The organism is Wolbachia endosymbiont of Nasonia giraulti, from assembly GCF_048054155.1.
GTDB lineage: Bacteria > Pseudomonadota > Alphaproteobacteria > Rickettsiales > Anaplasmataceae > Wolbachia > Wolbachia pipientis_C.
The window spans coordinates 1-23827 of sequence record NZ_JAFEVH010000020.1 but is presented as its reverse complement, the minus strand read 5'-3'; the positions used below and the strand labels follow the sequence as shown (position 1 = coordinate 23827).

Here is a 23827-nt window from a genome sequence, read left to right as displayed (position 1 = left end):
TAGATGACAGGATATTTGTTTCTAATTCTTTATAATCTACCAAACCAGTAGTTCTATTTGCTTGACTCATATCAAACCTCCATCTTTTATATCAATTTATTACTTTTTTTTCGGTTTGACACACTTTTTTGAACGTTCCCTTGATGGCTGAATATGTTGGCATTGATAAACAGTATATTATGCTTCAATCAATATTTACTTTAGTAGCTTCTACAACTTTTTTTAGTATATTGGTGCTATGTACCAACAGCAGTATTTGCACTTGCTACGTGTTTCTTTGTTAAAAATGCTGTACATGCTGCATTTTCTGCAAAAGAACTTTCTCCTGAGTTTGCCGAAATTATTACTGAAAAAGTAGTAAATAATGTTGAGCTCAATGCAGAAGACAACTCTCAATCGAGAAGCTACTTGTATGAGACTGTGTTATATAGCGAAACTAGATTTCACTTTTACACACCTAGATAAGGGGTAAAAGCAGATACTAGAATGACGAAATCGTTATTCTGCTACGCATTATCGCCGTATAACTATAGCTATATATGAACTAAAAAAGTAATATTCACTAGATCTTAATATTTTAGATCTATATTTCAATAAAATATTACAATTAGTATGAATGATCCATTTAAAAGTGAGGATTATAAAAAAAATCTCGATTCTCTGATCAAAGCTATAAAGCTAGGGAATTCAGAGAAACAATATGGTAAAACAGTAACAGATTTATCTCATGCTTTAGAGGGTTTTACAGATAAGGCAGAAGATGTAGCTAAACTTGTTATACGTGATGACTTGAATAATTGTGTAAAGAAGGCAAATAAAAAGCCATTAATTCTTAGGATATTCAATAGAATATTAGGAAGAGATGTTTCGATTAGGAATATAAGTAATTTTATAAAAGATAAATTGCCTCCTTCAACTGCTAGAACAGCAATCGAATATACAGATGTTATTCAAAAAATTTCAGATTTAGAGCGAATAGAAAGAAGTCAAGATAAATATAGGTCATATGGAGTAAATTTAGAAAATAGACAGCAAAAGAAAAATCTCTTATATGAGCGAGAAGATTCAGGTTATGGAGGTTCGTTAAACGAAGATCCTGAGTATGAAGAAATATCAAATTATCAAGAGGAAAAAAGCAAATCTTTAACGAAAGATTTGCGTAATCTACAATCAATTAAAGAGGAGCCGATTTATGCAACAATTCCTAAAGAACATATAGAAGCAAAAAGAGAAAATAGGAAGAAACAACAACTTCAATCTCTTGCACCACCAAAACCACCAAGAGTACCACCAGTACCAGAGAAAATGTTTACTATCAATCAAAAAATTAGACAAGAACCGAAAAAAGATAAACCTGCAGTACCACCAAAGCCTAAAGATTTAGGCGAAAAAGTAAGCACAGAGCAAAAAATAGTAGTGGAAAAATCAGCTGAGAGTAACCCTACACTACCACTAAAATCTGAAAATCAAGATGGTAAAGAATCAGCAAAAAAAGCTGATGGACCAAAAGTACTAGTAGTTGCTATGAAAAAAGAAGTGACTCGCGAGAGTAGTAAAGTAAAGGCATTAAAAGAAAGATTTGAGCGAAATCAAGTAAAGAACGTGTTGCCTGCTGAAAACAAAACTGCTTCAGTAACACAAACGGATATCAGTGTGAAGAGAAAACAATCTCGTTCATTTCCAGTAGGGAATAAAAAATCTTCGATCAACCATCTTGCCAGCAAAAATTTACCTTCCACGAATGTAAGTGTAAAAGAAATGGTTAAAAAATTTGAAGGGAGAAAAGGTGAAAGATAGTAATATTTGGGTATTTCCCTACTCATGAAAATTAGCTCTTATCATAACATTTTTACAGCCATAAGAGGAAGTTTTTATAAGATTGGGGCTAAAGAAAACTTGCATGTAAATGTATCAAGGTATAAAATTATAAATATTAAGAATGAATAGGTTAGTTATGAATCTTGTAACAAAATCCGCTATCGATTTTACTGCTTCGGCTGTTCTTGCTAGTGGAAAAATAGTTGATGATTTCTGTTTAAGTAAACATATAAAGGATAAGTATGCTGTCCTTTTTTTCTATCCACTTGATTTTACTTTTGTCTGTCCAACTGAGTTGATATCATTTAGCAACAAAATAGAAGATTTTTCAAAACGTAATGTTGAAGTGATAGGAATAAGTATAGATTCAAAATTTTCACACTATAAATGGCGAAACACTCCAGTTAATGATGGTGGTATTGGAGAGGTTAGCTACAATTTAGTGTCTGATATCAAAAAGTCTATATCAAGAGACTATGGGGTCTTATATGATGACTCAATTGCACTAAGAGCAACTTTTGTTATTGATGATAAGTTTGTTGTACGTCATCAATCGATAAATGATTTTCCTTTAGGGCGTAATATCGATGAGTTTATTAGAATTATTGATGCAATAAAACATAATGAAGAGCATGGTGAAGTATGTCCAGCAGGGTGGAAAAAAGGTAAGCCAGCAATGCAGGCAAGCGATGAAGGAGTGGCTGATTATCTAAACTCACACAGTACAGAATTATAAATTGAGTACAAAAGTTCTTATTATTGGATCTGGAGTAGCGGGTTATGCTGCTGCTATATATGCAGCACGTGCAAATTTAGAGCCAATTGTAGTAACAGGAATGCAACCTGGTGGTCAGCTTACAATTACTACGGATGTTGAAAACTATCCAGGTTTTATTTCTATACAAGGTCCAGAACTCATGGAACAAAAGAGGTTGCATGCAGAGAAGGTGGGGGCAAGGATAATAGATGACGAAATAAAAAGCGTTGAACAACTTGAGGATTCTAATGAATATAGATTTAGATCTTGTGGTAATGCTAGTGACTACTATTCGAATGCAATTATAATCGCAGCTGGTGCGCAAGCGAAGTGGCTTGGCCTGGAGAGTGAAAAGAAATTTCAAGGTTACGGAGTTTCGGCATGCGCAACTTGTGATGGTGCATTTTTTCGGAATAAAGTTGTAGCTGTGGTTGGTGGTGGAAATACTGCTGTTGAAGAAGCAATATTTTTAACTCGATTTGCTAAGGAAGTTATACTGATATACAGGCGTGATAAGTTAAGAGCAGAGAAAGTAATGCAAGACAGGCTCTTTAAAAATGATAAGATAAAGGTAATATGGAATCATACCGTAGAGCAGATTCTTGGAGAAGAAAATCCTAAAAAAGTTACTGGCATTACAATTAAATCGACGAAAACCAATAAAGTTCAGGAATTAAAAGTGGATGGAGTGTTCATTGCAATTGGGCATGCGCCAAATATAGGTATTTTTAAGGGCTTTGTTGAAATGGATCAGCAAGGTTATATAATTACGAAACCTGGAACAACTCTAACCAGTAGGGCAGGGGTGTTTGCTGCTGGTGATGTTCAAGATAAGGTATATCGCCAGGCAGTAGTTGCAGCAGGTACAGGGTGCATGGCTGCACTTGATGCAGAAAAATTTTTGGAATCATAATTAGTTCTAAAATTTTTAACTAAATTACTTGCAATCTTCTTTGTTTTTTTTTATAATTATGTTAATAAATTATAGATTGAGGAGAATTTAGTATGCTTTTAGGAAGTAATGTAGATTTTATAAGAGGAATTGTTAGTGATACAGGATTACGAACTCAAAATCAAACAACTTCAGGACAATCAACAACAAAATTATTTGAAGCTATCGATGATGGAAATCTAGGAGATTTTGAGCGAGCTCTGACAGAAGGTGCGAATGTTAATGCGTTTAATGAAGAAGGCTATACACCTTTAATGTCTATAATTAATAATTTATCTTCAGGCTCTGGAGCAGAGAAAGAATATCAGAGTATGATTAGGTTACTTCTATTTCACCGAAGCATAGATGTTAATATTCATGAAGAACGTAATGGCAATACAGCTTTGCATCTAGCAATGTGCTTTCAACAAAAGAAAGTGTTACAACTCTTACTAAGTCATCCGAGAATAAGTATTTATCTACCAAATAAAAGTTTTCAAAATCCTGAGCAATTTGCTAGAAGAAATCGTGCTGATCATTTGATCATAGAAATACAAAAAGCATAAACAGGAAAAGAATTATTGAATGCTCTTTCTAACAGAAATATTAACCAAGCAAAAAGACTATTGAATCAAGAACTCAACCCTAATTGTTGGAAAAGAAATTCAAATGGAGAAATAGAAACGCCGCTTAGCTTAATATGTTTATAAGGAATAACAGAAAGTAACGAAGAAGTATTGAGAAAACTTTTAAAACATAAGGAGCTAGATTTTAGTCAAATAAAGCCAATACCAGCTATAGAGCAAAATTCACGATTGAAGCAAATCATTGAGCAAGTTATGAAGGAGCGATTAACTGATGCTATTAATAGAAAAGATTTGGATGATGTAAAAAAATTAGTAGAAGATAGTTGCTTCATAAATCGTGCAATTGTCACCGCTGTGTTGAGGAATGTTAATAATCCAATTGAATCTATTAAAAATTATCTCAATGAGAAATTTCCTGCAAGTATGGAACAGCCTTCAGCAAATACACATAATGTTCAACCAGAAATAAACGATGAGTTTATTTCTCAAGAATTGCAGCGACTTGAAAATCTGAAAGGTGAACTTAAAAGAACAAAGGCTCGACTTACAGAAAAAGAGAAAGAGCTGAATAGGGTCGTAAGTGAAAAAACAAGAGACACTAACAAAATTTCACAGTTAGAAAGGGATTTAAGACAGGAAAGATCAGCTCAGCAAACAAGGATTAACACTCTCACTAATCAAGTAACTCAACTTGAAAACCTTAGAGATGAGCTTGAAAGAACAAAAACTCAACTTAGAAAAAAAGAGCAAGAGCTGAATAGGGTTGTAAGTGAAAGAGACACTAACAAAATTTCACAGTTAGAAAGGAATTTTAGGCAAGAGAGATCAGAACTTCAAGCTCAAAATCAAGACTTAAAGAACAAAAACAGAAAACTTTCAGAAGCAAACATTTATAATAGAAGGCAAAGTAACTATGCCTATGCTTCTTTTGTGTTATCTGGAGCGTTTGCTGTTGGTGCATGTTTAACAATATCGAATTTAGAAATATGTATTTCACTTGCTGTAGCTGCATTTGTCTTCCTTACAATTGGATGCTACTGTTCATATAAAGCAAGTACAGTACTGAGTGATGTGATAAGCACTGAGCTTGGTAATGTTATCCGTTTAGGATGAAGTTAAGGTTTTTACTTCTTGTCTAAACTCTTCTGAAAATTTTTGTACATACTGAAAATACCTTGATAATTCGAGTGAATGTAAACCTGAGTGGTTTCAAGACTGAAATAGTTGTTGTAAACTTGCTTCTATTATCTTTTAGTTCAAGAAATTAAAAGTTTAACGATGAGAATTATAATTACAGACCAAAGTAAAAAGTAGGCTTTTCCATTTGATTTATTTTTCACCTGTAATTTTTTGTCAGCTATTAGGTTTAATTTTTCTATAAGGCTAAATATTCCTTGGATTGTTTTGATGGGATAAGAGCTTTTAATTTTTTCCCTACACCCTATTTTACTTTCATGTTGACTGTTTATCCATGTTTCAACTACTTTCCACATATTGATTTCTGGATAGACTTTCCTACATGTTCCTTCTAATAAAATCATAGTTTTCTGCAGCAATAACAATTGTGTTTGAACTTTCATATCAAAATCACCAGTTATTTTTAATAGCTGAGTAAGTAATCGAGCAAATGAAATCTTCTGTATAGGCTGTCCAACAATGGGCTCACCTATTGCTCTGCAAGCTGTAACAAAGTTTCTATGCTGTGATGGAACATAACCGGCTCTAAAGTGCATTTTTGCAACGTGATCATAATCCCTATTTAAAAAGCCTTTGAGTATCTCTATAACGTAATAGCATGTCTCACGATCTATTCTACCCATGATTCCACAATCCAGGGCAATAATATTGTTATTACTATCGATCATTAAATTTCCAGGATGCATATCAGCATGAAAAAAACAATCCCTATATACCTGATTACAAAAAGATTCTATAAGATTGATAGCTATTTGCTTGCGGTTATTCAGCTTTTCAACTTCGTATATTGGTATAGCTTCCATCCATTCTAATGTTAAAACCTTTTTTGAAGTTCTACTCCAATCTATTTCAGGTACGTAGAAACCTCTGTCATGTTTAGTATTTTCCTTCAGTTCCGAAGAGTGGGCAGCCTCAAAACGTAGATCTAACTCTAATCGGCAAATTTCAGCAAAAGTTTTGACTAATTCAACTGGCTTCAGCCTTTTTGATTGTTCACTAAATTTTTCTGCAATTTCTGCAAGCCAAGAAAGCATTTTTATATCCCTTGAGAATGTTTTCTCAATATTTGGCCTCAAAACCTTTACAGCAACTTCCTTACCCTCAATTGTAACTGCTCTATGCACCTGAGAAATTGATGCTGCTGCAATTGGCTTTTCAGAAAAACTTGAAAAAATGTCGCTTAATTTACAATTAAACTCACTTTCTATAGTTTTAACTGCTATTTTATACGAAAATGATGGCAATCTATCACATATCAATAGCAAGTTATTTGTTATGTCCTCATTTAAAATATCAGTGCGTGATGAAATGGATTGCCCAAATTTAATGAACACCGGACCTAATCTTTCAAGAGCACGCTTTAGTTTATGACCTTGTATTTTATTTATTGATTTTTTTGATGGTGGAAGTAAATAAGGTAACACATTGTAGCGTGTTAGCACTGTAGTTATTTGCAGAAGACGTAGAATATTTTGAATCATTTCGCTGCGTAACTGCCAAATATTTCATTTATCTCCATAATTTCATCAGGTTTACCTTGATAATAGATAGTATTATTTATGCAAATTATGTAATCTGAGGATGGTAGAGCAGAGTTAAGGTCATGAGAAGTCATGAGAATCGATACTGATCGTTCTTTTGCGATTTTATTTATAATATCATAAAATCTAGCTCGTGCGTTAATATCCATTGCACTGACTGGCTCATCTAAAATGATCAAATCAGATTCTGAAATTAAACAGCGTGCAAGCAGCAGTAATTGTGTTTGTCCTGCAGAGATTTCTAATACTTGATTTTTTAGAATGTTACCGATACCAACCAATTCTATTGCTTCTGTAACAATGGGTTGATTTTTCTTCAATTTCTTCGAGGAGCTATTGAAAAGGAAAGACTCAACTGTTATTGGCATCAAATTACCAATACTAAAATTTTGTGGCATATAGCTAATTTTTATATTGTCAGCGAATACAATACTGCCAATAAAACCTTTACTTATACCAGCAACTGCTTTCACTAAAGAGGTTTTACCCCCGCCATTTGGACCAAGTATTGTAACTATATCTCCTCTTTGTACTGATATATTGATATTATCAAGAACTTTTTTATTACCGTATGAAAGAGTAAGGTTTTCTATTTTTAGAATGCAGTTATTGACACTACTTAATTTTTTGGCAAAAATTGACTTCTTCTCAACATTTATATGAGACATTTACTGTTTTTTTTTCTATTACTTTCATTTACATTATACTACAATAGTGCCTTTTCATCCAATTTAAAAATTGTAGCTACAATCAAACCTATACACTCACTTGTAGCTTCTGTTACAGATGGAATTTCAAAGCCAGAACTACTAATGTACGAAGTAGTGTCTGAACATAACTACATGCTCAGGCCTTCAGACGCAAGTAAATTAGAATCTAGTAATATTATATTTTATATCGATGATTCTTTGGAAACATTCATTAAAACTTTCGCTAAAGAAAATAAGAAGTTAATACCGCTATCAAGTGCAATTGATCTACTTCCTGCTCGACCACATTCATTTTCTAGTCACATTCAAGATGAAAAAGATTTGCATATTTGGCTGAGTCCTGAAAATGCAAAAAGTATGATACTTTCTATCAGTGCAACATTATCTAATATAGATAAAGAAAATGCCTATCGATACAATACTAACGCAGAGGAGGCTATAAGAAAGATAGACCAAGAAGTAGAAAAAATTACGAAAGAATTGGATGAGTTAAAAAATCAAAAATACATAGTTACTCACGATGCTTATCAATATTTCGAAAAATATTTTGATTTAAGTTACCCAAGCGCCATTCTTTCTATAGAAGAAGATTCTTACATAGGTATGAAGAGTTTAATGAAATTAAAAAAGGTAATGAAAGAGGAAAACGTTAAATGTATTGTTTCTCATTCACGAGAGGATAGCATAAAGCCTAATGTCTTTTCTAGTGACGTAAAAATGGTGATTCTTGATCCTATTGGATCAGATGTAGAGCCTGGAAAGGATGCATATCTAGATATAATCAGCAGCATTGCACAAAATTTCAAGTCTTGTTTCACTGAGTAATGAGTTCTTTTATCTATTCAGATAGCATTGCAAACTTAGTGCTTTCTATTCCAATCACAACTATACCGACATTATCTACCAGAAGTATATCATCCCAGCCTGGGATTCAGTTAAGTTGGTAAGCATAAAAATATTATGTTAAAGCACAACGTTCTTGATGAGATTAGGGCAAGCCAATGTCAGCTACTTGAATGACACCATTTGCTATGCCCTCAAAAATGAATGCTCGTACAGCTGTGTGCCAGCTACTTGCATCTGCTATTTTTACTCATAATTATCTTGCCTGAACGAACTTAAATTCAAGTAGTTAATCATAGAAATAAAAAAAAGAAGATAACCAATATCTTCTTTTACTCTAATTAAAAAGACATTGAATTGTAATTGTCTATTTCATCTGATATAAGCGATAATTTTATGCTCTCAAAACGGAGATTACTTGCAATATCTGTTAACTGTTCACTAAGTGTTACTTTTTCTGGTGAATGGTGTTCAGGAGCTTTAATATTTCTATTACAGTCAGCCTTACACCAAGATCTATTAATTTTTGTCAATAAATCATTACCCTCGTATTTATTTTCACACTGTCTGTGGCACAAATTAAGTAAATCAACACCATGCAATGTCAATGAAGCAGAATCTTGTGTAAATTTTACCATAATATAATCCTTAATCTTATTATATCTATATTAACATATAAATGTGAATATTATACTAATATAGTTACTTTTTATGGCAAGTGGTTTTTGGTTATTTTCTAAACTTTCTTTATAAAAACCATAGGCGCCTATTGGTTTTTAGCTAAAGTAAAGATCAAGTATCTGGAATTCTGGACATAAAATCCTCCTGTGTAAAAAAGATTAGAAAAAAAGTGCAGCGCACATACGACAGAGATTAAGTATGTGTGTGCACCCACGTACGCTGAAGAAGATACGCCACATTTTTTAATGAATTTAATGAAAAAAGTCTGCAGATAAAGATAGATTTTGAGCTCTTAAAATATCTTTTACTATGGTTATAGTCAGATTTAAAATATGCGCAAGCAATTTTTTTCTGTAAAAGTTTAACAAAAGAATTCAAAAGTTTGTGAACAACCTCTAAGTGTATGGTCCCAGAGTGTGATGGTATATAGACTATCTGGATCATTTAAAGTGTCAGATCAAGTCCCATTTAAGCAATAAAAAGACCAGATCAGGACAAAAACGCTACCATTTTCAGCCCTTATTCAGGTGGCTCAATTTCCCGTAACTTATATAAGTTACCGTAATCTTTCAAAACCTCAAACAGACTTTCTCTAATGCAAAACAGTATAACTAGTGAGCAATAAGCTACACTCCTTTTAGCTGTAAGCTTTGCATGATAATATACTTACTTTAATTTTTCTTCTTTAAATAATACGTGTCTTCTGACCACTGGGTCATACTTCCTAAACTCGAGCTTCTTGGGAAGGTTCTTAGGATTACGTTTTTTTACACAAAAATAGCCTGTTAGTTTCTCTTCTCCAGTTTTTGTTGTTTTAGTTGCAGTGCTAACTAGCTTGACAAGCAAAGAAGCATTTTTTTTCGCCATAATTGTTAGTGACATAATAAACTCTATGCAAGTTTATTACGCAAAACACTGAAAGTCAACCCAATAATGCAGATCGCAAAATTCTTGACAATCAATAATATATTAAGTAGTATAAGAACATTTCAGAATGAAAAGTAGACGGTAAATAAGTGGTGAGTGATGGCAAAAGGTTATTGTTGATAGAAAGTACTACCTGTTCTAACGAGGTAAGGGTTGCCCTACTAGTTAATGGTAGGGTTGTAGAGTTTGAACAAGAATTCAAGGAAAAAAAACAATTAAGAGGTAATATATACGTTGCTTATGTAAAGCGTATAGAGCCTGCTTTGCAGGCCGTGTTCATTGAGTATGGAAAAAATAAGCAAGGTTTTTTGTCTTTTTCTGAGATATCTCTAAATTACTTTAATATTCCAGAAAAAGAGAAGGAAATTTTCCCTAATGAAGGCTATTCGAGCGGTGTGGACTGTTCAAATGATAATTGCACAGAAGAAGGCCTAGATTCTACAGCTAGTAATGAATCCAGCAGTGGTTTTGTGAGGGAGGTACCTTTACATAGAAAATATAAGTTACAAGATGTGATTTCAGTAAATCAAAAGTTATTGGTTCAATTAACTAAAGAAGAACGAGGAAATAAAGGAGCTTCATTTACAACATACGTAACTTTGGTCGGTAGATACTGTGTTTTCATGCCCAATTCCATAAGTAGGGGTGGAGTATCTCGCAGAATTGAAGATACCAACGTTAGAAAACAGTTAAAGGATATATTAAATTCAATAAATTTACCAAAAGGCTCAGGTTTAATAGTAAGAACTGTTGGTGCAGGAAAAAGTAAGAAAGAAATTGAGCAAGATTACAATAATTTGACCTTATTATGGCAAAATATCCAGCAAAACTTCTCTTCTTTAAATGTTCCATCATTAATTTACAACGAAGCAGATGTAGTTATGAGATCTGTACGTGACTTTTGTAGTAATGATACAGAAATTATAGTATCTGATAGAGAAGTTTGTGAAGCGGTAAGAAAATACACTAAAAATGTGTTACAAGGAAAATTGCGTCCTAGATTATATAGAGGTTCTGTTCCAATCTTTACTTACTATCGAGTCGAAGATCAAATTTCTGAATTATATAGCAATAGAGTAGAATTGCCATCTGGTGGGTCTTTGGTGATAACCTTAACTGAGGCATTTGTTTCAATAGACGTAAATTCAGGGAAAATGACAGGAGAAGATAACATAGAAGAAACAGCTTATAGAACTAATATGGAGGCATTATCTGAAATATCAAGGCAAGCGAATCTCAGGGGCTTATCAGGGTTAATAGTTGTTGATTTTATTGACATGTTGAAACTTGAGTATTGCAAAAATGTTGAATTTGCTATCAAGCAGGCGTTTAAAGATGATAAAGCTAAAGTTCAATTTAGCTTTATCAATGACTTTGGTTTAATGGTCTTTTCAAGACAAAGAATTAAACCAAATATACAGGAAATTAATACTACAGAGTGCTTACGCTGTAAAGGTATTGGAAGAGTGAAATCAAACGAAGTGGTTGTTGCATCGATACTAAGGGATTTGCAACATATTGCTAATAAAAATCAAAATAAGTCCTTTGATTTAATAGCACGCAGTGCAGTTATAGCGCACATTTTTAATAATAAGCGTGATATGGTTTCTACAATCGAAAAAGAGTTCAATATTACATTAAATGTTAGTATCTCTAATAGTTTAGATGCAGATACATTTATTTTAAAGCAAGGAGACCATATTAATTTTAATGATTATAAGCCATTGCAGAATTCTGGATGTCAAATTGTGAATAGCAGGGATAAAGAAGCTGGTAGTTCAGATAAACTACCGGGCAACTTTTGGTTAACTAAATGGCTTTCGCGCCTTTTGGGCTCTAACAACTAAACGGGACTTGTAATTAACGGGTTTTATACTTATATATTTTACATCAGATAATATTTAAAAGGGAGTATTCATTATGGGAAGAGCAATAGGTATAGATCTTGGAACAACAAATTCTTGTGTTGCAATAATGCAAGGCAAGGATGCAAAAGTAATCGAGAATAAAGAAGGAGCAAGAACTACTCCGTCTATAGTTGCATTTACTTCGTCTGGAGAAAGGTTGATTGGTGCTCCAGCAAAAAGGCAAGCAACTACCAATGCAAATAATACTTTTTTTGCAACTAAGAGATTGATAGGTCGCCAATATAGCGATCCTGAAATGAAGAATCTAGGTGTACCGTATAAGGTATTTGCAGCAAAAAATGGTGATGCATGGGTTAAAACAACTGATAGTAAAGAATACTCTCCTAGTCAAATTGGTGCATTTATACTACAAAACCTGAAAGAAGCAGCTGAGGCTTATCTTGGGGAAGAAGTAAAGGATGCTGTGATAACAGTGCCGGCGTACTTCAATGATTCTCAACGTCAAGCAACAAAAGATGCAGGAAAAATTGCTGGATTAAATGTCCTCAGAATAATTAACGAACCAACTGCTGCAGCACTTGCTTATGGTCTTGATAAAAAGCACGGACACACAATAGTAGTGTATGATCTTGGTGGTGGTACATTTGATGTTTCAGTTCTTGAAATAGGTGACGGAGTTTTTGAAGTAAAGGCTACAAATGGTGATACTCACCTTGGAGGGGAAGACTTCGATAATGCAGTAGTAAATTATTTACTGGGTGAATTCAAGAAAAGTAATGGCATTGATTTGAAAAACGATCCAATGGCTATGCAAAGAATCAAAGAAGCTGCAGAAAAAGCAAAGGTAGAATTGTCAAGTGCAATGGAAACAGAAGTAAATCTACCGTTTGTTACAGCTGATGCAAGTGGCCCAAAACACTTAAATATGAAGCTAACAAGAGCAAAGCTTGAAAGTTTAGTGAATGATTTAATTGAAAGGACTATAATTCCTTGCAAAAAAGCTCTTGAAGATGCTGGTTTGTCTGCTAGTCAAATTGGTGAAGTAGTTCTTGTTGGTGGCATGACTCGTATGCCAAAAGTCATAGAGAAAGTTAAAGAATTCTTTGGCAAAGATCCACACAGAGGGGTTAACCCTGATGAAGTTGTAGCAATTGGAGCTGCAATACAGGCGGGAATCATTCAAGGTGATGTAAGAGATGTGTTACTACTTGACGTAACTCCACTTTCTCTTGGTATTGAAACTCTAGGGGGAGTGTTCACTCCACTTATTGAACGTAATACTACTATTCCCACAAAAAAATCTCAGGTGTTTTCAACTGCAGAAGATAACCAAACAGCCGTTACAATTAAGGTACATCAAGGTGAAAGAAAATTGGCGATTGATAATAAACTGCTTGGTCAGTTTAGTTTAGAAGGAATACCACCTGCTCCTCGCGGGGTTCCTCAAATTGAGGTGACATTTGATATAGATGCAAATGGAATAGCGCATGTTTCTGCAAAGGATAAAGCTACTGGAAAAGAGCAAAAAATACGTATTCAGTCTTCAGGTGGTTTATCGGAGGATGAAATAAATCGGATGGTGAGAGAAGCTGAGGAAAAAGCACAAGAAGATGAAAAGCGTAAGAAATTTATTGAAGTGAAGAATCAAGCGGATAGTTTAGTTCATTCTGCAGAAAAATCTCTGACAGAATATGGTGATAAAATTTCTCCAGAAGATAAATCTTCTATTGAAAATGCAGTTAATGAGTTAAAGGAAGTGAGTAAATCTGACAACATTGATGATGCTGATTCAATACAACAGAAAGTTACTAACCTCTCTCAGTTATCTATGAAACTTGGAGAAGCTATGTATAAGGAATCTCAACAACAACAAGGTGGAGAAAGCTCATCCACAACAAATAATGAGGAAGAAAAAGTAGTAGATTCTGATTATCAAGACATGGATAATAAAGAGGAAAATAAGTAATTGTGATTGCTGTATCACTCTTCTTGTCATCTCAGTATTTGAAGCTGGAATGACAAGAGGAAGACTATACTGTATTGTTGCTTAAAGGAACTATTGTGGATATTATTAAGACAATAGAAGAAAAATTATGCGATTCAATAGGTGTAATTGATATTAATATTATCGATGAATCAGCAAAGCATGTAGATCATTATTTTGCTTCTTCTTCGACACTACCTTCACATATCAAATTAGTATTAATATCTAACGACTTTTCTGGAATGAGCTCTTTAAAGAGGCATAAATTGATCTATGAATTATTAAAGAGTGAAATAGAACGAGTACATGCGATTTCTCTTAACTTATATACGCAAAGTGAATATAATTTGAAAAATAAATAGTAGAAACGTGAGAGGAGAGTCTTTATTAGTTAAAGCAGGAAGAAAATTTAATGATTATAAAGGATCGATGAACCCACCAGTTTATCATTCTTCTACCATATTATTTCCTACTTACAAGGATTACTTAAGTGCAGCGAATGGGGAGAGTATATATGATGTGATCAATGATGGTGTTGCAAGGGATTACAGCTATAGTAATGTTGGTACGCCTACTGTTCATTATTTTTCAAATGCACTGGCTGAAATTGAGGGTAGGGGACAAGCACTCATCTACCCTTCTGGATTATTTGCACTTACTTTTGCTATTTTGACTTTCACTAAAGCAGGTTCGCATGTTCTGATACAAGATAATAGTTATTATAGGCTAAAGAGATTTGCCGAAAATGAACTACCAAAAAGAGGAGTAGAAGTAACTTTTTATGATCCGACACAGGATATAACTGATTTAGTTCAGAGTAACACTTCACTCATCATGATTGAGACTCCTGGTTCTATAACGTTTGAGATTTCGAATGTAGAGCATATAGTAAAAGTTGCTAAAGAACGTGGAATTGTAACCGTTTGTGACAATTCATGGGCCACTCCTTTGTTGTTTAAGCCGCTTGATTATGGAATTGATATTGCACTATATGCGGTGACAAAGTATCTAGCCGGTCACTCAGATTTAGTGATGGGAGCTATGGTTGCTGAAGGTAAAATTTTTAAATTGCTTTATGAGAGCTATAAAAATTACGGAGTAACCATTCAATCGCACGACTGTTACCTTGCACATAGGGGACTTAGAACACTGCAAACACGCATGAGGAAACATCAAAGTACAGCAATGCAAGTGGCAAAGTGGCTGGAAAAACATTCAAAAATCAAAAGAGTTTTGTATCCAGCACTTCCCTCCCATCCTCAACATGAATTATGGAAAAATTATTTCAAAGGGGCAAGTAGTGTATTTAGTATAGCACTGGATAGAGAATATTCATGTGAAGAACTAAGCTGCATGGTTGATTATATGAAAATTTTTAGTATTGGTGCTTCTTGGGGAGGGTGCGACAGTTTGATATTACCAGTAGATCGTAGATCTATGTCAAGATCTGTAATGAATTCAGATTGTGGTGGAAGTTTCGTGCGAATATTTTGTGGACTGGAAGATCCTGAAGATTTAATCTTTGACCTTAATGACGCACTAAAAAGGTTACCATGTTTAGACTTTCAAAACGATGAAGTAGGACATGAAACTGAGAGAATTACTGCATGATATTGTTGATGTTAACTTTGACGTTGAAATCAAGGGCGTTACATGTAATCCCAAGAGAGTCAGGGAAGGTTATCTTTTCGTTTGTGTGTCAGAAAGGAGTAAAGAATACGCAACATGCGATACTGGAATCCATATCCTTCCTACTGAATCAAAGTGCTACGTACACAACTGTGTAGACGTTGTGATACAAGGGGCCAAGAAAGATGTCATCCCAGTGCTTGACTACTTGGATCCAGAAAATTTAATTGCAAATGAGCACACTAGGCAATTGTATAATAAAAACTGGATTCCAGTGTCCGCTACTCGAATGACAAGTACTCCAAGTTTTGCAGTGCTTTACCACTTGGACCCTCAAGGAATATACAGTGAAATAGTCAGCAGGTTTTATCAATTCAAACAACCTAAATATGTTGCTGCTGTAACTGGTACGAATGGTAAAACTTCAGTGGTGGAATTTTGTCGCCAGATTTGGCAAGATAATGCAGCGTCTATAGGAACACTGGGAACATGTGTCAATAATAATAGAAAAGATAATAGCCTTACAACGCCAAGTGCAGATGATCTTTATTCCACATTGCGTGACATAAATAATAAGAACGTAGAACACTTAGCATTAGAAGCTTCAAGCCATGGAATCGATCAATACAGAATCCATGGACTCAGGTTCAATGCTGCAGCTTTTACTAATTTCTCTCAAGATCATTTGGACTATCACAAAAGTATCGATGAGTATTTTGAGGCCAAGAAAAGGTTGTTTGATGAGGTATTGCCAAAAGAAAAAAACAGCGATTTTAAATGCAGATATAGGCGAATATGGAGAGTTGCTCAACATAGCTGAAAAGCGTGGCAACAAAGTTATAACCTATGGAAAAAAAAACTCTGATATTACTTTATTAAAGCAGATACCCACTGCCAATGGTCAATACCTAACAATTCAAATCGGTGATGAAATTTATAACGCATTTTTTCCGATTTTTGGGCAATTTCAAGCATATAATTTGTTGTGTGCAATCGGTATAGTTATTTCATCTGGTATGGACTATCAAAGAATGTGTATAGATAAACTCGCTTCTCCACCTGGAAGAATGGAAAAAGTGAACACTTTTGCATTTGTCGATTACGCTCATACTCCAAGTGCACTCAAACAAGCTCTGTTGTCTTTAAAATGGCACTTCAATAAAAAGATAGTTCTAGTGTTCGGTTGTGGCGGGAATCGTGATCAAACAAAACGTGCAGAGATGGGTAAAATAGCACAAATGCTTGCAGGTAAAGTTATAGTCACAGATGACAATCCGCGTGATGAAGATCCAGGGAAAATTCGTCACGATATTTTGTTACATTGCCCTGATGCACTGGAGATAGGAGATAGAAAAAAAGCTATAGAGAAAGGTATAAATATAGCACATGATGAAAATATGATCCTGCTAGTTGCAGGAAAAGGACATGAAAGATTCCAAATAATAGAAGGCCAAGCCCTTGAATTCAGTGATGTTGAAGTTATTAGAGAGGGCCAAAAATTTGCTACTGCTGTTTTGCTCTCTCCTTCATCCAACGCCTGAATGGCTTTTTCCTTAAGTCATAACTGTACGCTGCTGGCATTTTTACCTTCTTGTTACACTAAATCACTATCTTATCTTGTTCCTACTATTATGAGAAGAGCTATACAAGGATATGAAAGTGGAGATTGTGGTTACAAGATTAGTGAGAGAATATAGAAAAATTGAGGATGAAATATTGCGTGATATAGTTCATTTAGTGATAAAGGCTCTTACAGGTATAGTAGCGCTTCATAAGTAAGAATATTTTTACAAAGAATTTAATAATCACAATTTAGGCAATGATGAAAGTTCTTTAAGAAAAAAGTTTAATACTATCAAGAAAAGTTTGCATAGGCATAGCAATATAATACATGATAATCAGAATATCTAAAATCCTGTCAATTTATTTGCACAGTCAATCACTTGAGAATTCGGAAATTGATTTTTAAACCAAGTGTACTGGCGTTTTGCATAATGCCTTGTGTTTGTTTGAGCAATCTGTATTGCTTCGTCTAAAGTAATCTCCCCTTTTAAGTATCTTATAATTTCTGGCACTCCATGTGCTTTCATAGCTGGCAAATGTGGAGATGGGTTCATGCTAAGTAGGTTTTTTACTTCATCAATTGCTCCATTTTCAACCATTTCAATAAAACGAGAATTTATTTTTCGGTATATATCCTCACGTTTAGGTAGAATTGTATATACCTTAAAATTATTGAACAAAGGAGGCTGTCTATTTTCTTGCCATACAAAGATTGTCTTGCCAGTTTCAGTGATAACTTCAAGTGCTCTTGAGAGGCGATGTGAGTCATTAATAAATATTTTACCTTGAATCCTTGGATCTTTGCTTAGCACTAATTTGTAGAATTCCTCTTTACTTAAATTTTTTCTAAGTTCATTTACGTTTTCTCTCACTTCCTGGCTTATTTGTGGAATCGATGATAATCCCTTGATTAAGCTGCTAATGTAAAGCCCACTTCCTCCAGTGATGATGGGTATTCGTGAATTTTTCAGCGCGTTGTTAACTTCCCTCTTTAAATCCTCTAGCCATAAACCTACGGAATAATTTTCTCTTGCTGAAACATAACCGTATAGCCTATAAAATTCTTTCTGCTTTGGTGGTTGAGCAGTAATTACGGGAATCTCTTTGTATACCTGCTTTGAGTCACAGTTTATTATGCTAATGTTTTTATGCTTTTTTATCAAGTTATCGCATAATTCTGATTTACCTGAGGCTGTAATTCCTGTAATAATTACTATATTATCTTTCATTTATATTAATTTAACTAACCTATGATAGGGTGTAGTAAAAATTTGGATTCTACAATCTAAAATTTGGAGACTTTTATGGCAGAAAATGATAACGATAACTCGTTTACTAAGCGTTTTACAAATAGGACTTCTAATGAGACAAGAGGAGGTTTTTCCAGTAAGTATTCATCTCAAAATACCAAAGAACATGCACTAGGAGCAAAAGGAAAAATTTCTGAATTGGCAAACAAAAAAGCTGAAGCCAAGGAAGCTTTTTCTGAAAGTGGCGGCATAAAGAGTAAAAGCAGAACTATCAATGAAAGATCCTTTGCTGATGCAACAAGAAGAAGTAGATCAGATCTCATATATCTAGTTCGTGGTAAAGATCGAGGAAGATCAGCTTGGCACTATGTATTAGTTGATAAAGATAAAAGAGAAATGTTTCTGGCAAAAAGTAGAACTGGCTCTATAGATGTTGCAGATTATGGAGAGATTTTATATTCAGGATGGGGAGATGATCCACCACAGACGATAGTCGATAAAATCAATGAGGAGTTCGGATTGTAGTAAATCTGTTGTAAAAACGAGCAGTTGCTAATAAAATTTACTGTAAGTATACAACAGATGCGTGCTAGCCATTTCGGTATCTTAATTGCTACCATATAGCGAGATAACGGTAAACCCAGAGCTATTGTAGACATAAGTTTTAGCTATATGGTATTTGAAGTAATAAATGCAATAAAAAATAATTTGTTAGCATGCTTTCCAACAGAGACAGTATATGCTCTTTCTTGTAATGCGCTAGGTAACGAATCTATAGAAAAAATATATCGAATAAAAAAGCGTTCTCAAAACAAGCCGCTCTCTGTATTTGTTAGTAATATTGATAGTTTGATAAATATAGCAAAGGTAAAGGAAGAGTATATCGATTTAATAAACTATTTTTCTCCTGGACCAATGACCTATATTTTACCACTTCAAGATAACAGTATATTACCAAATGAGTTCTTTAAAGATAGTATAGGCATAAGAATTCCTGATCATCCTATTGCGATTTCAATATTAAATGAACTGAAAACTCCAGTAGTTGCAACTAGTATTAACATTTCAGGAGAAAAAAGTATATGCAAAGCAAGAGATATACCTCAGTCTATTAAGCAACACTTATCTGCAGTAATTGAAGATGATGAATTAGTTTCTGGTATAGAATCTACTATTATTGACTTAACTGGAGACAAGATTAAGGTTTTAAGAAAAGGTAAAATTTCATTACAAACAATAAATAACGAATTTTCAAACTAAGATCTATAGGAGAAAGAATGAAAAAGGTGATAGGCCACAACCAAGCAAAAAAAAAGATAATGAACAACTTGTCTGTTCAATCTTGGCTGATCTGTGGTAAAAAAGGCATAGGAAAAGCAACACTTGCACAATCCTTTTCTAATTGGTTTCTTATCAAAAATTACGATGAAGTAGCATTAGACTTACACATTGTTGAAGGTGATACAATAGGAGTGGAAAAGGTGAGAGAAATGAAAAATTTTCTGTACCTAAGCCCCATTCAATCAGAATATAAGATAGCTATAATAGATAGCTTGGAGGCAATGACTAGCAATGCTAAAAATGCAATATTAAAGATATTAGAGGAGCCGCCAAAAAATTCTAAAATATTTGTAATTAGCCATAAGCCATATGATGTACAAGTCACTATTAGGTGTAGGTGTTTTCAGCTAAATTTACTTCCATTGACTTACGATAAAACAAAGCAGGTTGTTTCATCTCAGTGTAAATTCGACGATAAAATATTTAGTGAGATCATTACTTTGTTTCCTGGAACTCCGGGAGTAATAATAAATGCAATAAACAGTGGTGCTTATGAGTCACATAAGCATTTTTATACATTTTTCCGTAATCTAAATAATTCTGATATAGTTAATAAAATAATTAATAGTGAAATTGAGCTAGAACTAGCATCACATATCATTCAAACCTCCATTTTAGAAAGTATAAAGAAAGAAGTAAATAATGTTGAAATTTTGCTAAGTCAATGGAAAGAAATAGATGAACTTTTCGTTGCTGCAAAGCAATTTCGCTTAGATAAAAAGCATGTTTTAGCTAATGTAGTTAACATCATGACACAAAAATATAATACTTTTAACATAAATTCATGATAAAATCCTGATAATTTAATACTTAAAGTATATAGTTTGACTGATAATAAATTAACTTTATGGCAATCAATAGAAGTTTTAACAAGAACCATATTGAACATGCAGAAAGAATTGAGTTTACTCAAGAATACAGCTTTAGACCAAGACGTCACTTTAGAAAAAGGGAAGGAGCTGTCAAGTGGTATCTATGAAGCAAATTTTAAGCTCAATAAGGCAATCAATATAGCTACTTTGCCTAAAAATTGGCCATCGCATGCTCAGTGGCGAGTTAGTCATACTTAATCATATTACGAAAGAAGAAGTAAAGATTCCTAGAGATTTTCATTATCTTAAAGTTATTAAACTCAATCATGATGACTATAAACTAACGTTTTGTAATTTTTTAGGTAATGAGTTTTTTGAATATAAAAAGTATGATCCACAATATTCTGATCTTTCAGATGAATATAAATTCGTGGATTTTGGTAGTGTAAAAAAGACTAATAATCTAAAATTTAAGGAGTATGTTGGTCATGCACCTAAATTTTTTGCTGTAGAAGGTCTTATTGAGCCTGGATCTGAAAACCATGTAATTGATCTATTTGAGCTAGTCAGAGACGGTAAAGGCAGAAAAGTGGGAACCCTTGCTGATGAATTTGGTTATTTTGATGATCAAAATAAATTACACTACTATAATTATCACAAAAGTGCAGAAAGTAATACTTATGATCCTGAAAGCTTCAGTGTAAAAATGATAAATTTAGATGTGAAGAAAATTGATAAATTTCACCTTATTGCAGAACAAGGTGATATAATCATTCATCCTATTTTGGAAAATTTAGACATATTTTAAAGTTTTTTTAGAGTTATTATAATTAGGTTATGGAAGTTGAATCAGTAAAAAACAAAAGTTATTTCAGGAAAGCAGTAGAATGGTATTGCCACAGATACCTGTTCTGCGTTGTAGAAAGATCTTGGATGGCGTTAATAGCGTTACTTCTCTTAGTATGTTTATTTTTATCATTACTAAACATATACCTATTACTTCCTGTTAAAAAAGATTTAAATTTTGTGAAGTACACGAACCACACAGAAGATGAGTTTTCTACAATACATAAACTTAGTTTTAGTGAAAAAGAAGATGAATACACTTCCATAGCAAGGTACTTGGTAAGTCAATACGTTGAAGCATACGAGTCCTCTCAGATCGTTGAATCAAAGTATCAAGAAAATTTTATAAAAAACAATTCTATATATAAAATCTATCAAGACTTTCAGGAAAAAGTAAACGATGAAGCTGTTTCATCCACAAGAAAAATTACCAACATAAACGTAACAACATTATCTATTGACCGGTTGACCAAGAACTTAGTTACATTTGCTGGAAACGCTACTGTAGTTTTTACAGCTGAGCAAAATAAGAAAATGAAAGACTATGCTGTGGAGATTAGCTTTACTTTATCAAACATGAAAGCAACTCTAACTGGTATAATACCATTTAAATTTATTGTTAATAGCTATAAATATAGATGATTATATTTATAACATTATTTGGTAGCTAAAAAAAATAACTAAAGTGCATATAGCAGTAATAACTGGGGGTAAAACTAGAAGCATTGGTGTCTTTTTAATAAAATAATTTCTAGAAGGCTTTGAGAAAAAGGCGTTGTAAATTATTGGTAAAAAGTATAGAGCGTTGAGTATAGTACTGACAATTAACACCAGAGCTACAAATACAGAAAGTGTTACATTACTAGAGTTAAAAACAGCTTGAAAAATGAAAAATTTGCTCCAAAAAGTCGGAGCAGGTGGTACCCCTATCATGGACAATGCACCTATAGTAAATGCTATCATACTAATTGGCATACTACGTCCTATACCGTGAATTCTATCTATGTATTTCTCACCTGTTTTCGTTATTATTGCTCCAGCAGTGAAAAACAAAGTGATTTTTGCAAATGCGTGGCAAACTAATTGAAAAATTGCAACCCTCATGCTGAATTCACTAAAAATTGAAGCAAACAATATAATATATGACAACTGAGAGATAGTAGAATAAGCAAGCAATTTCTTTAATTCCTTTTGCTTTAATGCAATTAACGATGCAGTAATAATAGTAAATCCAGCAGCGTACGGAAGCCATCCTCCAGCAAACCAACTTTGCTGTGCAAAACGTTGCATATTATCGATGCCAAAAGTGTATAATATAACTTTGATGATGATGAACACTCCTGATTTCACAACAGCAACAGCATGTAGTAGTGCGCTTACAGGAGTTGGTGCAACCATTGCTTTTGGCAACCAAAAATGCATTGGCATTAATGCAGCTTTTCCTATTCCATAAATCAGCATAGCAAAACATACTGCAATAAAAGTTATGAACGAAGTATCAAACTTGAATATTCCACCTCTTACAAAGTCTAAAGTATGGAATTCATTATATAAGAGGCCTATTGCAGGAAAAAATAACACTAAAGAAGAGAAAAATAGTAAACCAAAGTAATAGCGTCCTGCAATTACTGATTCATTTGTTGAGTTGTAAGTAATCAGAGGGTATGTACTAATAGTTAGAAGCTCGTAAAAGACAAATGTAGTGAGCAAATCTCCAGAAAAAGCAATAAACATTGCACAGCTAATCGCTATTGAAAAAAAGCATAGAAAACTCGAGTAGTTACTATCAGCATAGTTATTTCGCATATAACATATTGCATACATACTGGTTAGTACCCACAAAAATGATATTAATAAACTGAATATTGCTCCACTAGACTCTAACTTTAAACTAATATGCAAATTATTACCAAAGTCTATGAGAATAAATTGAGAATGATCACCATACACCAAATATAAAGTGCATAGAGATGTATACGCAAATAGAAGCATAGAAGAAACAACAGTAATGCTATTGTTCACTCTGGGCCACTTACTAGTAAAAGAAATAGCTAATGCACTTAAAAGTGGGATCAACGCAGTAATTAACAAATAATTCTCAGTAATAAAAAGTGGCAAGGAAAGAGATATTAAAACAAAATCCATTAAGTAATTCATCTTTCTGTTTAGGTAAAGCTAAAATTATATTCAAGTTATAGAGAATTTGCTATTTTTTAGTTGTATATTGGAAGTGTTAAATAAACCATACGCATCAAGTTAAGAAAAAGTGTCGTAATGAAGAAAGGAAATAAGAAAAAACTATTTTATATATTAAGTAATAAAGTTAGTAATTTATAGATTTTTCTAAAAAAATATCTTATCCTAGATAAGAATTTCCTAAAAAAATAAATGTAACAAATAAAATGGGAACGTTCAAAAAAGTGTGTCAAACCGAAAAAAAAGTAATAAATTGATATAAAAAATGGAGGTTTGATATGAGTCAAGCAAATAGAACTACTGGTTTGGTAGATTATAAAGAATTAGAAACAAATATCCTGTCATC

The 23827-nt window shown here is 33.4% G+C and carries 22 protein-coding genes and 2 pseudogenes; 17 read left to right on the top strand and 7 right to left on the bottom strand.

The genetic code is table 11. The features are described 5' to 3' along the window. Positions 1–236 precede the first annotated feature (236 nt). Complete coding sequence (locus tag JR312_RS03825; RefSeq protein WP_019078579.1) at positions 237–389, bottom strand: hypothetical protein; 153 nt, start codon at positions 387–389, stop codon at positions 237–239. A gap of 223 nt (positions 390–612) precedes the next feature. Here JR312_RS03825 and JR312_RS03820 point away from each other — a divergent pair, with 223 nt between their 5' ends. From JR312_RS03820 to JR312_RS03800, 5 genes are all read left to right on the top strand, one after another. Further along, the gene (locus tag JR312_RS03820) at positions 613–1797 is read left to right on the top strand and encodes a hypothetical protein (RefSeq protein WP_416647775.1); all 1185 of its coding nucleotides are present in this window, start codon (positions 613–615) and stop codon (positions 1795–1797) included. A 157-nt stretch (positions 1798–1954) separates the two neighbouring features. After that, entirely contained in the window at positions 1955–2554 is a 600-nt protein-coding gene (locus JR312_RS03815; protein WP_416647774.1) for a peroxiredoxin, read from the top strand. Position 2555: 1 nt separating this feature from the next. After that, the gene (gene trxB, locus JR312_RS03810) at positions 2556–3488 is read left to right on the top strand and encodes a thioredoxin-disulfide reductase (protein ID WP_416647773.1); all 933 of its coding nucleotides are present in this window, start codon (positions 2556–2558) and stop codon (positions 3486–3488) included. Between the two features lie 92 nt (positions 3489–3580). Continuing rightward, positions 3581–4072 (top strand): ankyrin repeat domain-containing protein, encoded by a 492-nt coding sequence (locus JR312_RS03805; RefSeq protein ID WP_416647772.1) that lies wholly within the window; start codon positions 3581–3583, stop codon positions 4070–4072. 171 nt (positions 4073–4243) lie between these two features. Further along, a complete protein-coding gene (locus JR312_RS03800; RefSeq protein WP_416647771.1) occupies positions 4244–5206 on the top strand; it encodes a TomO hydrophobic C-terminal domain-containing protein in 963 nt (320 codons plus the stop codon). 143 nt (positions 5207–5349) lie between these two features. On the opposite strand, the gene ubiB is transcribed toward JR312_RS03800, so the two are convergent. Together ubiB and JR312_RS03790 are read right to left on the bottom strand one after the other, a co-directional pair. Then, positions 5350–6771 carry a 2-polyprenylphenol 6-hydroxylase gene (gene ubiB / locus JR312_RS03795; RefSeq protein WP_416647770.1) on the bottom strand — a complete coding sequence of 474 codons (1422 nt, stop codon included), beginning with the start codon at positions 6769–6771 and terminating at the stop codon, positions 5350–5352. Further along, positions 6768–7499: a metal ABC transporter ATP-binding protein gene (locus JR312_RS03790; RefSeq protein ID WP_416647769.1), complete on the bottom strand. Its 732-nt coding sequence runs from the start codon at positions 7497–7499 to the stop codon at positions 6768–6770. Before JR312_RS03790 ends, ubiB begins: the two co-directional genes overlap by 4 nt. Here JR312_RS03790 and JR312_RS03785 point away from each other — a divergent pair. Continuing rightward, positions 7491–8366 (top strand): zinc ABC transporter substrate-binding protein, encoded by an 876-nt coding sequence (locus JR312_RS03785; RefSeq protein WP_039950476.1) that lies wholly within the window; start codon positions 7491–7493, stop codon positions 8364–8366. The genes JR312_RS03790 and JR312_RS03785 overlap by 9 nt on opposite strands. 359 nt (positions 8367–8725) lie before the next feature. Here the strand turns inward: JR312_RS03785 and JR312_RS03780 are convergent, their stop codons facing one another. After that, the gene (locus tag JR312_RS03780; RefSeq protein WP_007302708.1) at positions 8726–9022 is read right to left on the bottom strand and encodes a hypothetical protein; all 297 of its coding nucleotides are present in this window, start codon (positions 9020–9022) and stop codon (positions 8726–8728) included. Positions 9023–9731: 709 nt separating this feature from the next. After that, positions 9732–9932: a 50S ribosomal protein L33 gene (gene rpmG / locus JR312_RS03775; protein ID WP_012481745.1), complete on the bottom strand. Its 201-nt coding sequence runs from the start codon at positions 9930–9932 to the stop codon at positions 9732–9734. Positions 9933–10081: 149 nt separating this feature from the next. On the opposite strand from rpmG, the gene JR312_RS03770 reads away from it, so the two are divergent. From JR312_RS03770 to JR312_RS03745, 6 genes and pseudogenes are all read left to right on the top strand, one after another. Next, complete coding sequence (locus tag JR312_RS03770) at positions 10082–11839, top strand: Rne/Rng family ribonuclease (RefSeq protein WP_416647768.1); 1758 nt, start codon at positions 10082–10084, stop codon at positions 11837–11839. 73 nt (positions 11840–11912) lie between these two features. After that, complete coding sequence (gene dnaK, locus JR312_RS03765) at positions 11913–13826, top strand: molecular chaperone DnaK (protein WP_416647767.1); 1914 nt, start codon at positions 11913–11915, stop codon at positions 13824–13826. 95 nt (positions 13827–13921) lie between these two features. Continuing rightward, on the top strand, positions 13922–14206 hold the full coding sequence (locus JR312_RS03760) for a BolA family protein (RefSeq protein WP_416647766.1): 285 nt from the start codon (positions 13922–13924) through the stop codon (positions 14204–14206). A gap of 7 nt (positions 14207–14213) precedes the next feature. After that, on the top strand, positions 14214–15455 hold the full coding sequence (gene metC / locus JR312_RS03755) for a cystathionine beta-lyase (protein ID WP_416647765.1): 1242 nt from the start codon (positions 14214–14216) through the stop codon (positions 15453–15455). After that, positions 15430–17014: pseudogene (murE, locus tag JR312_RS03750) on the top strand (UDP-N-acetylmuramyl-tripeptide synthetase). Before metC ends, murE begins: the two are co-directional and overlap by 26 nt. A 112-nt stretch (positions 17015–17126) precedes the next feature. Beyond that, positions 17127–17252, top strand: coding sequence for a hypothetical protein (locus JR312_RS03745; protein WP_006013387.1), 126 nt, complete (start codon positions 17127–17129; stop codon positions 17250–17252). A gap of 128 nt (positions 17253–17380) precedes the next feature. On the opposite strand, the gene miaA is transcribed toward JR312_RS03745, so the two are convergent. Further along, positions 17381–18265 carry a tRNA (adenosine(37)-N6)-dimethylallyltransferase MiaA gene (gene miaA, locus JR312_RS03740; RefSeq protein WP_264719934.1) on the bottom strand — a complete coding sequence of 295 codons (885 nt, stop codon included), beginning with the start codon at positions 18263–18265 and terminating at the stop codon, positions 17381–17383. A 75-nt stretch (positions 18266–18340) separates the two neighbouring features. On the opposite strand from miaA, the gene JR312_RS03735 reads away from it, so the two are divergent. The 5 genes and pseudogenes from JR312_RS03735 (at position 18341) to JR312_RS03715 (ending at position 21927) form a co-directional block, all read left to right on the top strand. Next, positions 18341–18811: a hypothetical protein gene (locus JR312_RS03735; RefSeq protein ID WP_019236353.1), complete on the top strand. Its 471-nt coding sequence runs from the start codon at positions 18341–18343 to the stop codon at positions 18809–18811. A gap of 147 nt (positions 18812–18958) precedes the next feature. Beyond that, positions 18959–19546: an L-threonylcarbamoyladenylate synthase gene (locus tag JR312_RS03730; RefSeq protein ID WP_006013379.1), complete on the top strand. Its 588-nt coding sequence runs from the start codon at positions 18959–18961 to the stop codon at positions 19544–19546. A gap of 17 nt (positions 19547–19563) precedes the next feature. Continuing rightward, positions 19564–20415 carry a DNA polymerase III subunit delta' gene (locus JR312_RS03725; protein WP_264331105.1) on the top strand — a complete coding sequence of 284 codons (852 nt, stop codon included), beginning with the start codon at positions 19564–19566 and terminating at the stop codon, positions 20413–20415. Positions 20416–20451: 36 nt separating this feature from the next. Continuing rightward, a pseudogene (locus tag JR312_RS03720) lies at positions 20452–21247 on the top strand (hypothetical protein). A 29-nt stretch (positions 21248–21276) separates the two neighbouring features. Next, the gene (locus JR312_RS03715) at positions 21277–21927 is read left to right on the top strand and encodes a VirB8/TrbF family protein (RefSeq protein WP_416647764.1); all 651 of its coding nucleotides are present in this window, start codon (positions 21277–21279) and stop codon (positions 21925–21927) included. Positions 21928–21933: 6 nt separating this feature from the next. On the opposite strand, the gene JR312_RS03710 is transcribed toward JR312_RS03715, so the two are convergent. Next, the gene (locus tag JR312_RS03710) at positions 21934–23430 is read right to left on the bottom strand and encodes a proton-conducting transporter transmembrane domain-containing protein (protein ID WP_264331108.1); all 1497 of its coding nucleotides are present in this window, start codon (positions 23428–23430) and stop codon (positions 21934–21936) included. Positions 23431–23827 lie beyond the last annotated feature (397 nt).

Excerpts from the sequence above, each read along its gene's own strand:
- JR312_RS03715 (WP_416647764.1), top strand. The coding sequence starts at position 21,277 with ATGGAAGTTGAATCAGTAAAAAACAAAAGTTATTTCAGGAAAGCAGTA.
- rpmG (WP_012481745.1), bottom strand. The coding sequence starts at position 9,932 with ATGGCGAAAAAAAATGCTTCTTTGCTTGTCAAGCTAGTTAGCACTGCA.
- JR312_RS03780 (WP_007302708.1), bottom strand. The coding sequence starts at position 9,022 with ATGGTAAAATTTACACAAGATTCTGCTTCATTGACATTGCATGGTGTT.
- JR312_RS03805 (WP_416647772.1), top strand. The coding sequence starts at position 3,581 with ATGCTTTTAGGAAGTAATGTAGATTTTATAAGAGGAATTGTTAGTGAT.
- JR312_RS03790 (WP_416647769.1), bottom strand. The coding sequence starts at position 7,499 with ATGTCTCATATAAATGTTGAGAAGAAGTCAATTTTTGCCAAAAAATTA.
- JR312_RS03730 (WP_006013379.1), top strand. The coding sequence starts at position 18,959 with ATGGTATTTGAAGTAATAAATGCAATAAAAAATAATTTGTTAGCATGC.
- JR312_RS03815 (WP_416647774.1), top strand. The coding sequence starts at position 1,955 with ATGAATCTTGTAACAAAATCCGCTATCGATTTTACTGCTTCGGCTGTT.
- JR312_RS03710 (WP_264331108.1), bottom strand. The coding sequence starts at position 23,430 with ATGGATTTTGTTTTAATATCTCTTTCCTTGCCACTTTTTATTACTGAG.
- JR312_RS03745 (WP_006013387.1), top strand. The coding sequence starts at position 17,127 with ATGAAAGTGGAGATTGTGGTTACAAGATTAGTGAGAGAATATAGAAAA.
- JR312_RS03820 (WP_416647775.1), top strand. The coding sequence starts at position 613 with ATGAATGATCCATTTAAAAGTGAGGATTATAAAAAAAATCTCGATTCT.
- JR312_RS03735 (WP_019236353.1), top strand. The coding sequence starts at position 18,341 with ATGGCAGAAAATGATAACGATAACTCGTTTACTAAGCGTTTTACAAAT.
- JR312_RS03725 (WP_264331105.1), top strand. The coding sequence starts at position 19,564 with ATGAAAAAGGTGATAGGCCACAACCAAGCAAAAAAAAAGATAATGAAC.
- ubiB (WP_416647770.1), bottom strand. The coding sequence starts at position 6,771 with ATGATTCAAAATATTCTACGTCTTCTGCAAATAACTACAGTGCTAACA.
- dnaK (WP_416647767.1), top strand. The coding sequence starts at position 11,913 with ATGGGAAGAGCAATAGGTATAGATCTTGGAACAACAAATTCTTGTGTT.
- miaA (WP_264719934.1), bottom strand. The coding sequence starts at position 18,265 with ATGAAAGATAATATAGTAATTATTACAGGAATTACAGCCTCAGGTAAA.
- JR312_RS03785 (WP_039950476.1), top strand. The coding sequence starts at position 7,491 with ATGAGACATTTACTGTTTTTTTTTCTATTACTTTCATTTACATTATAC.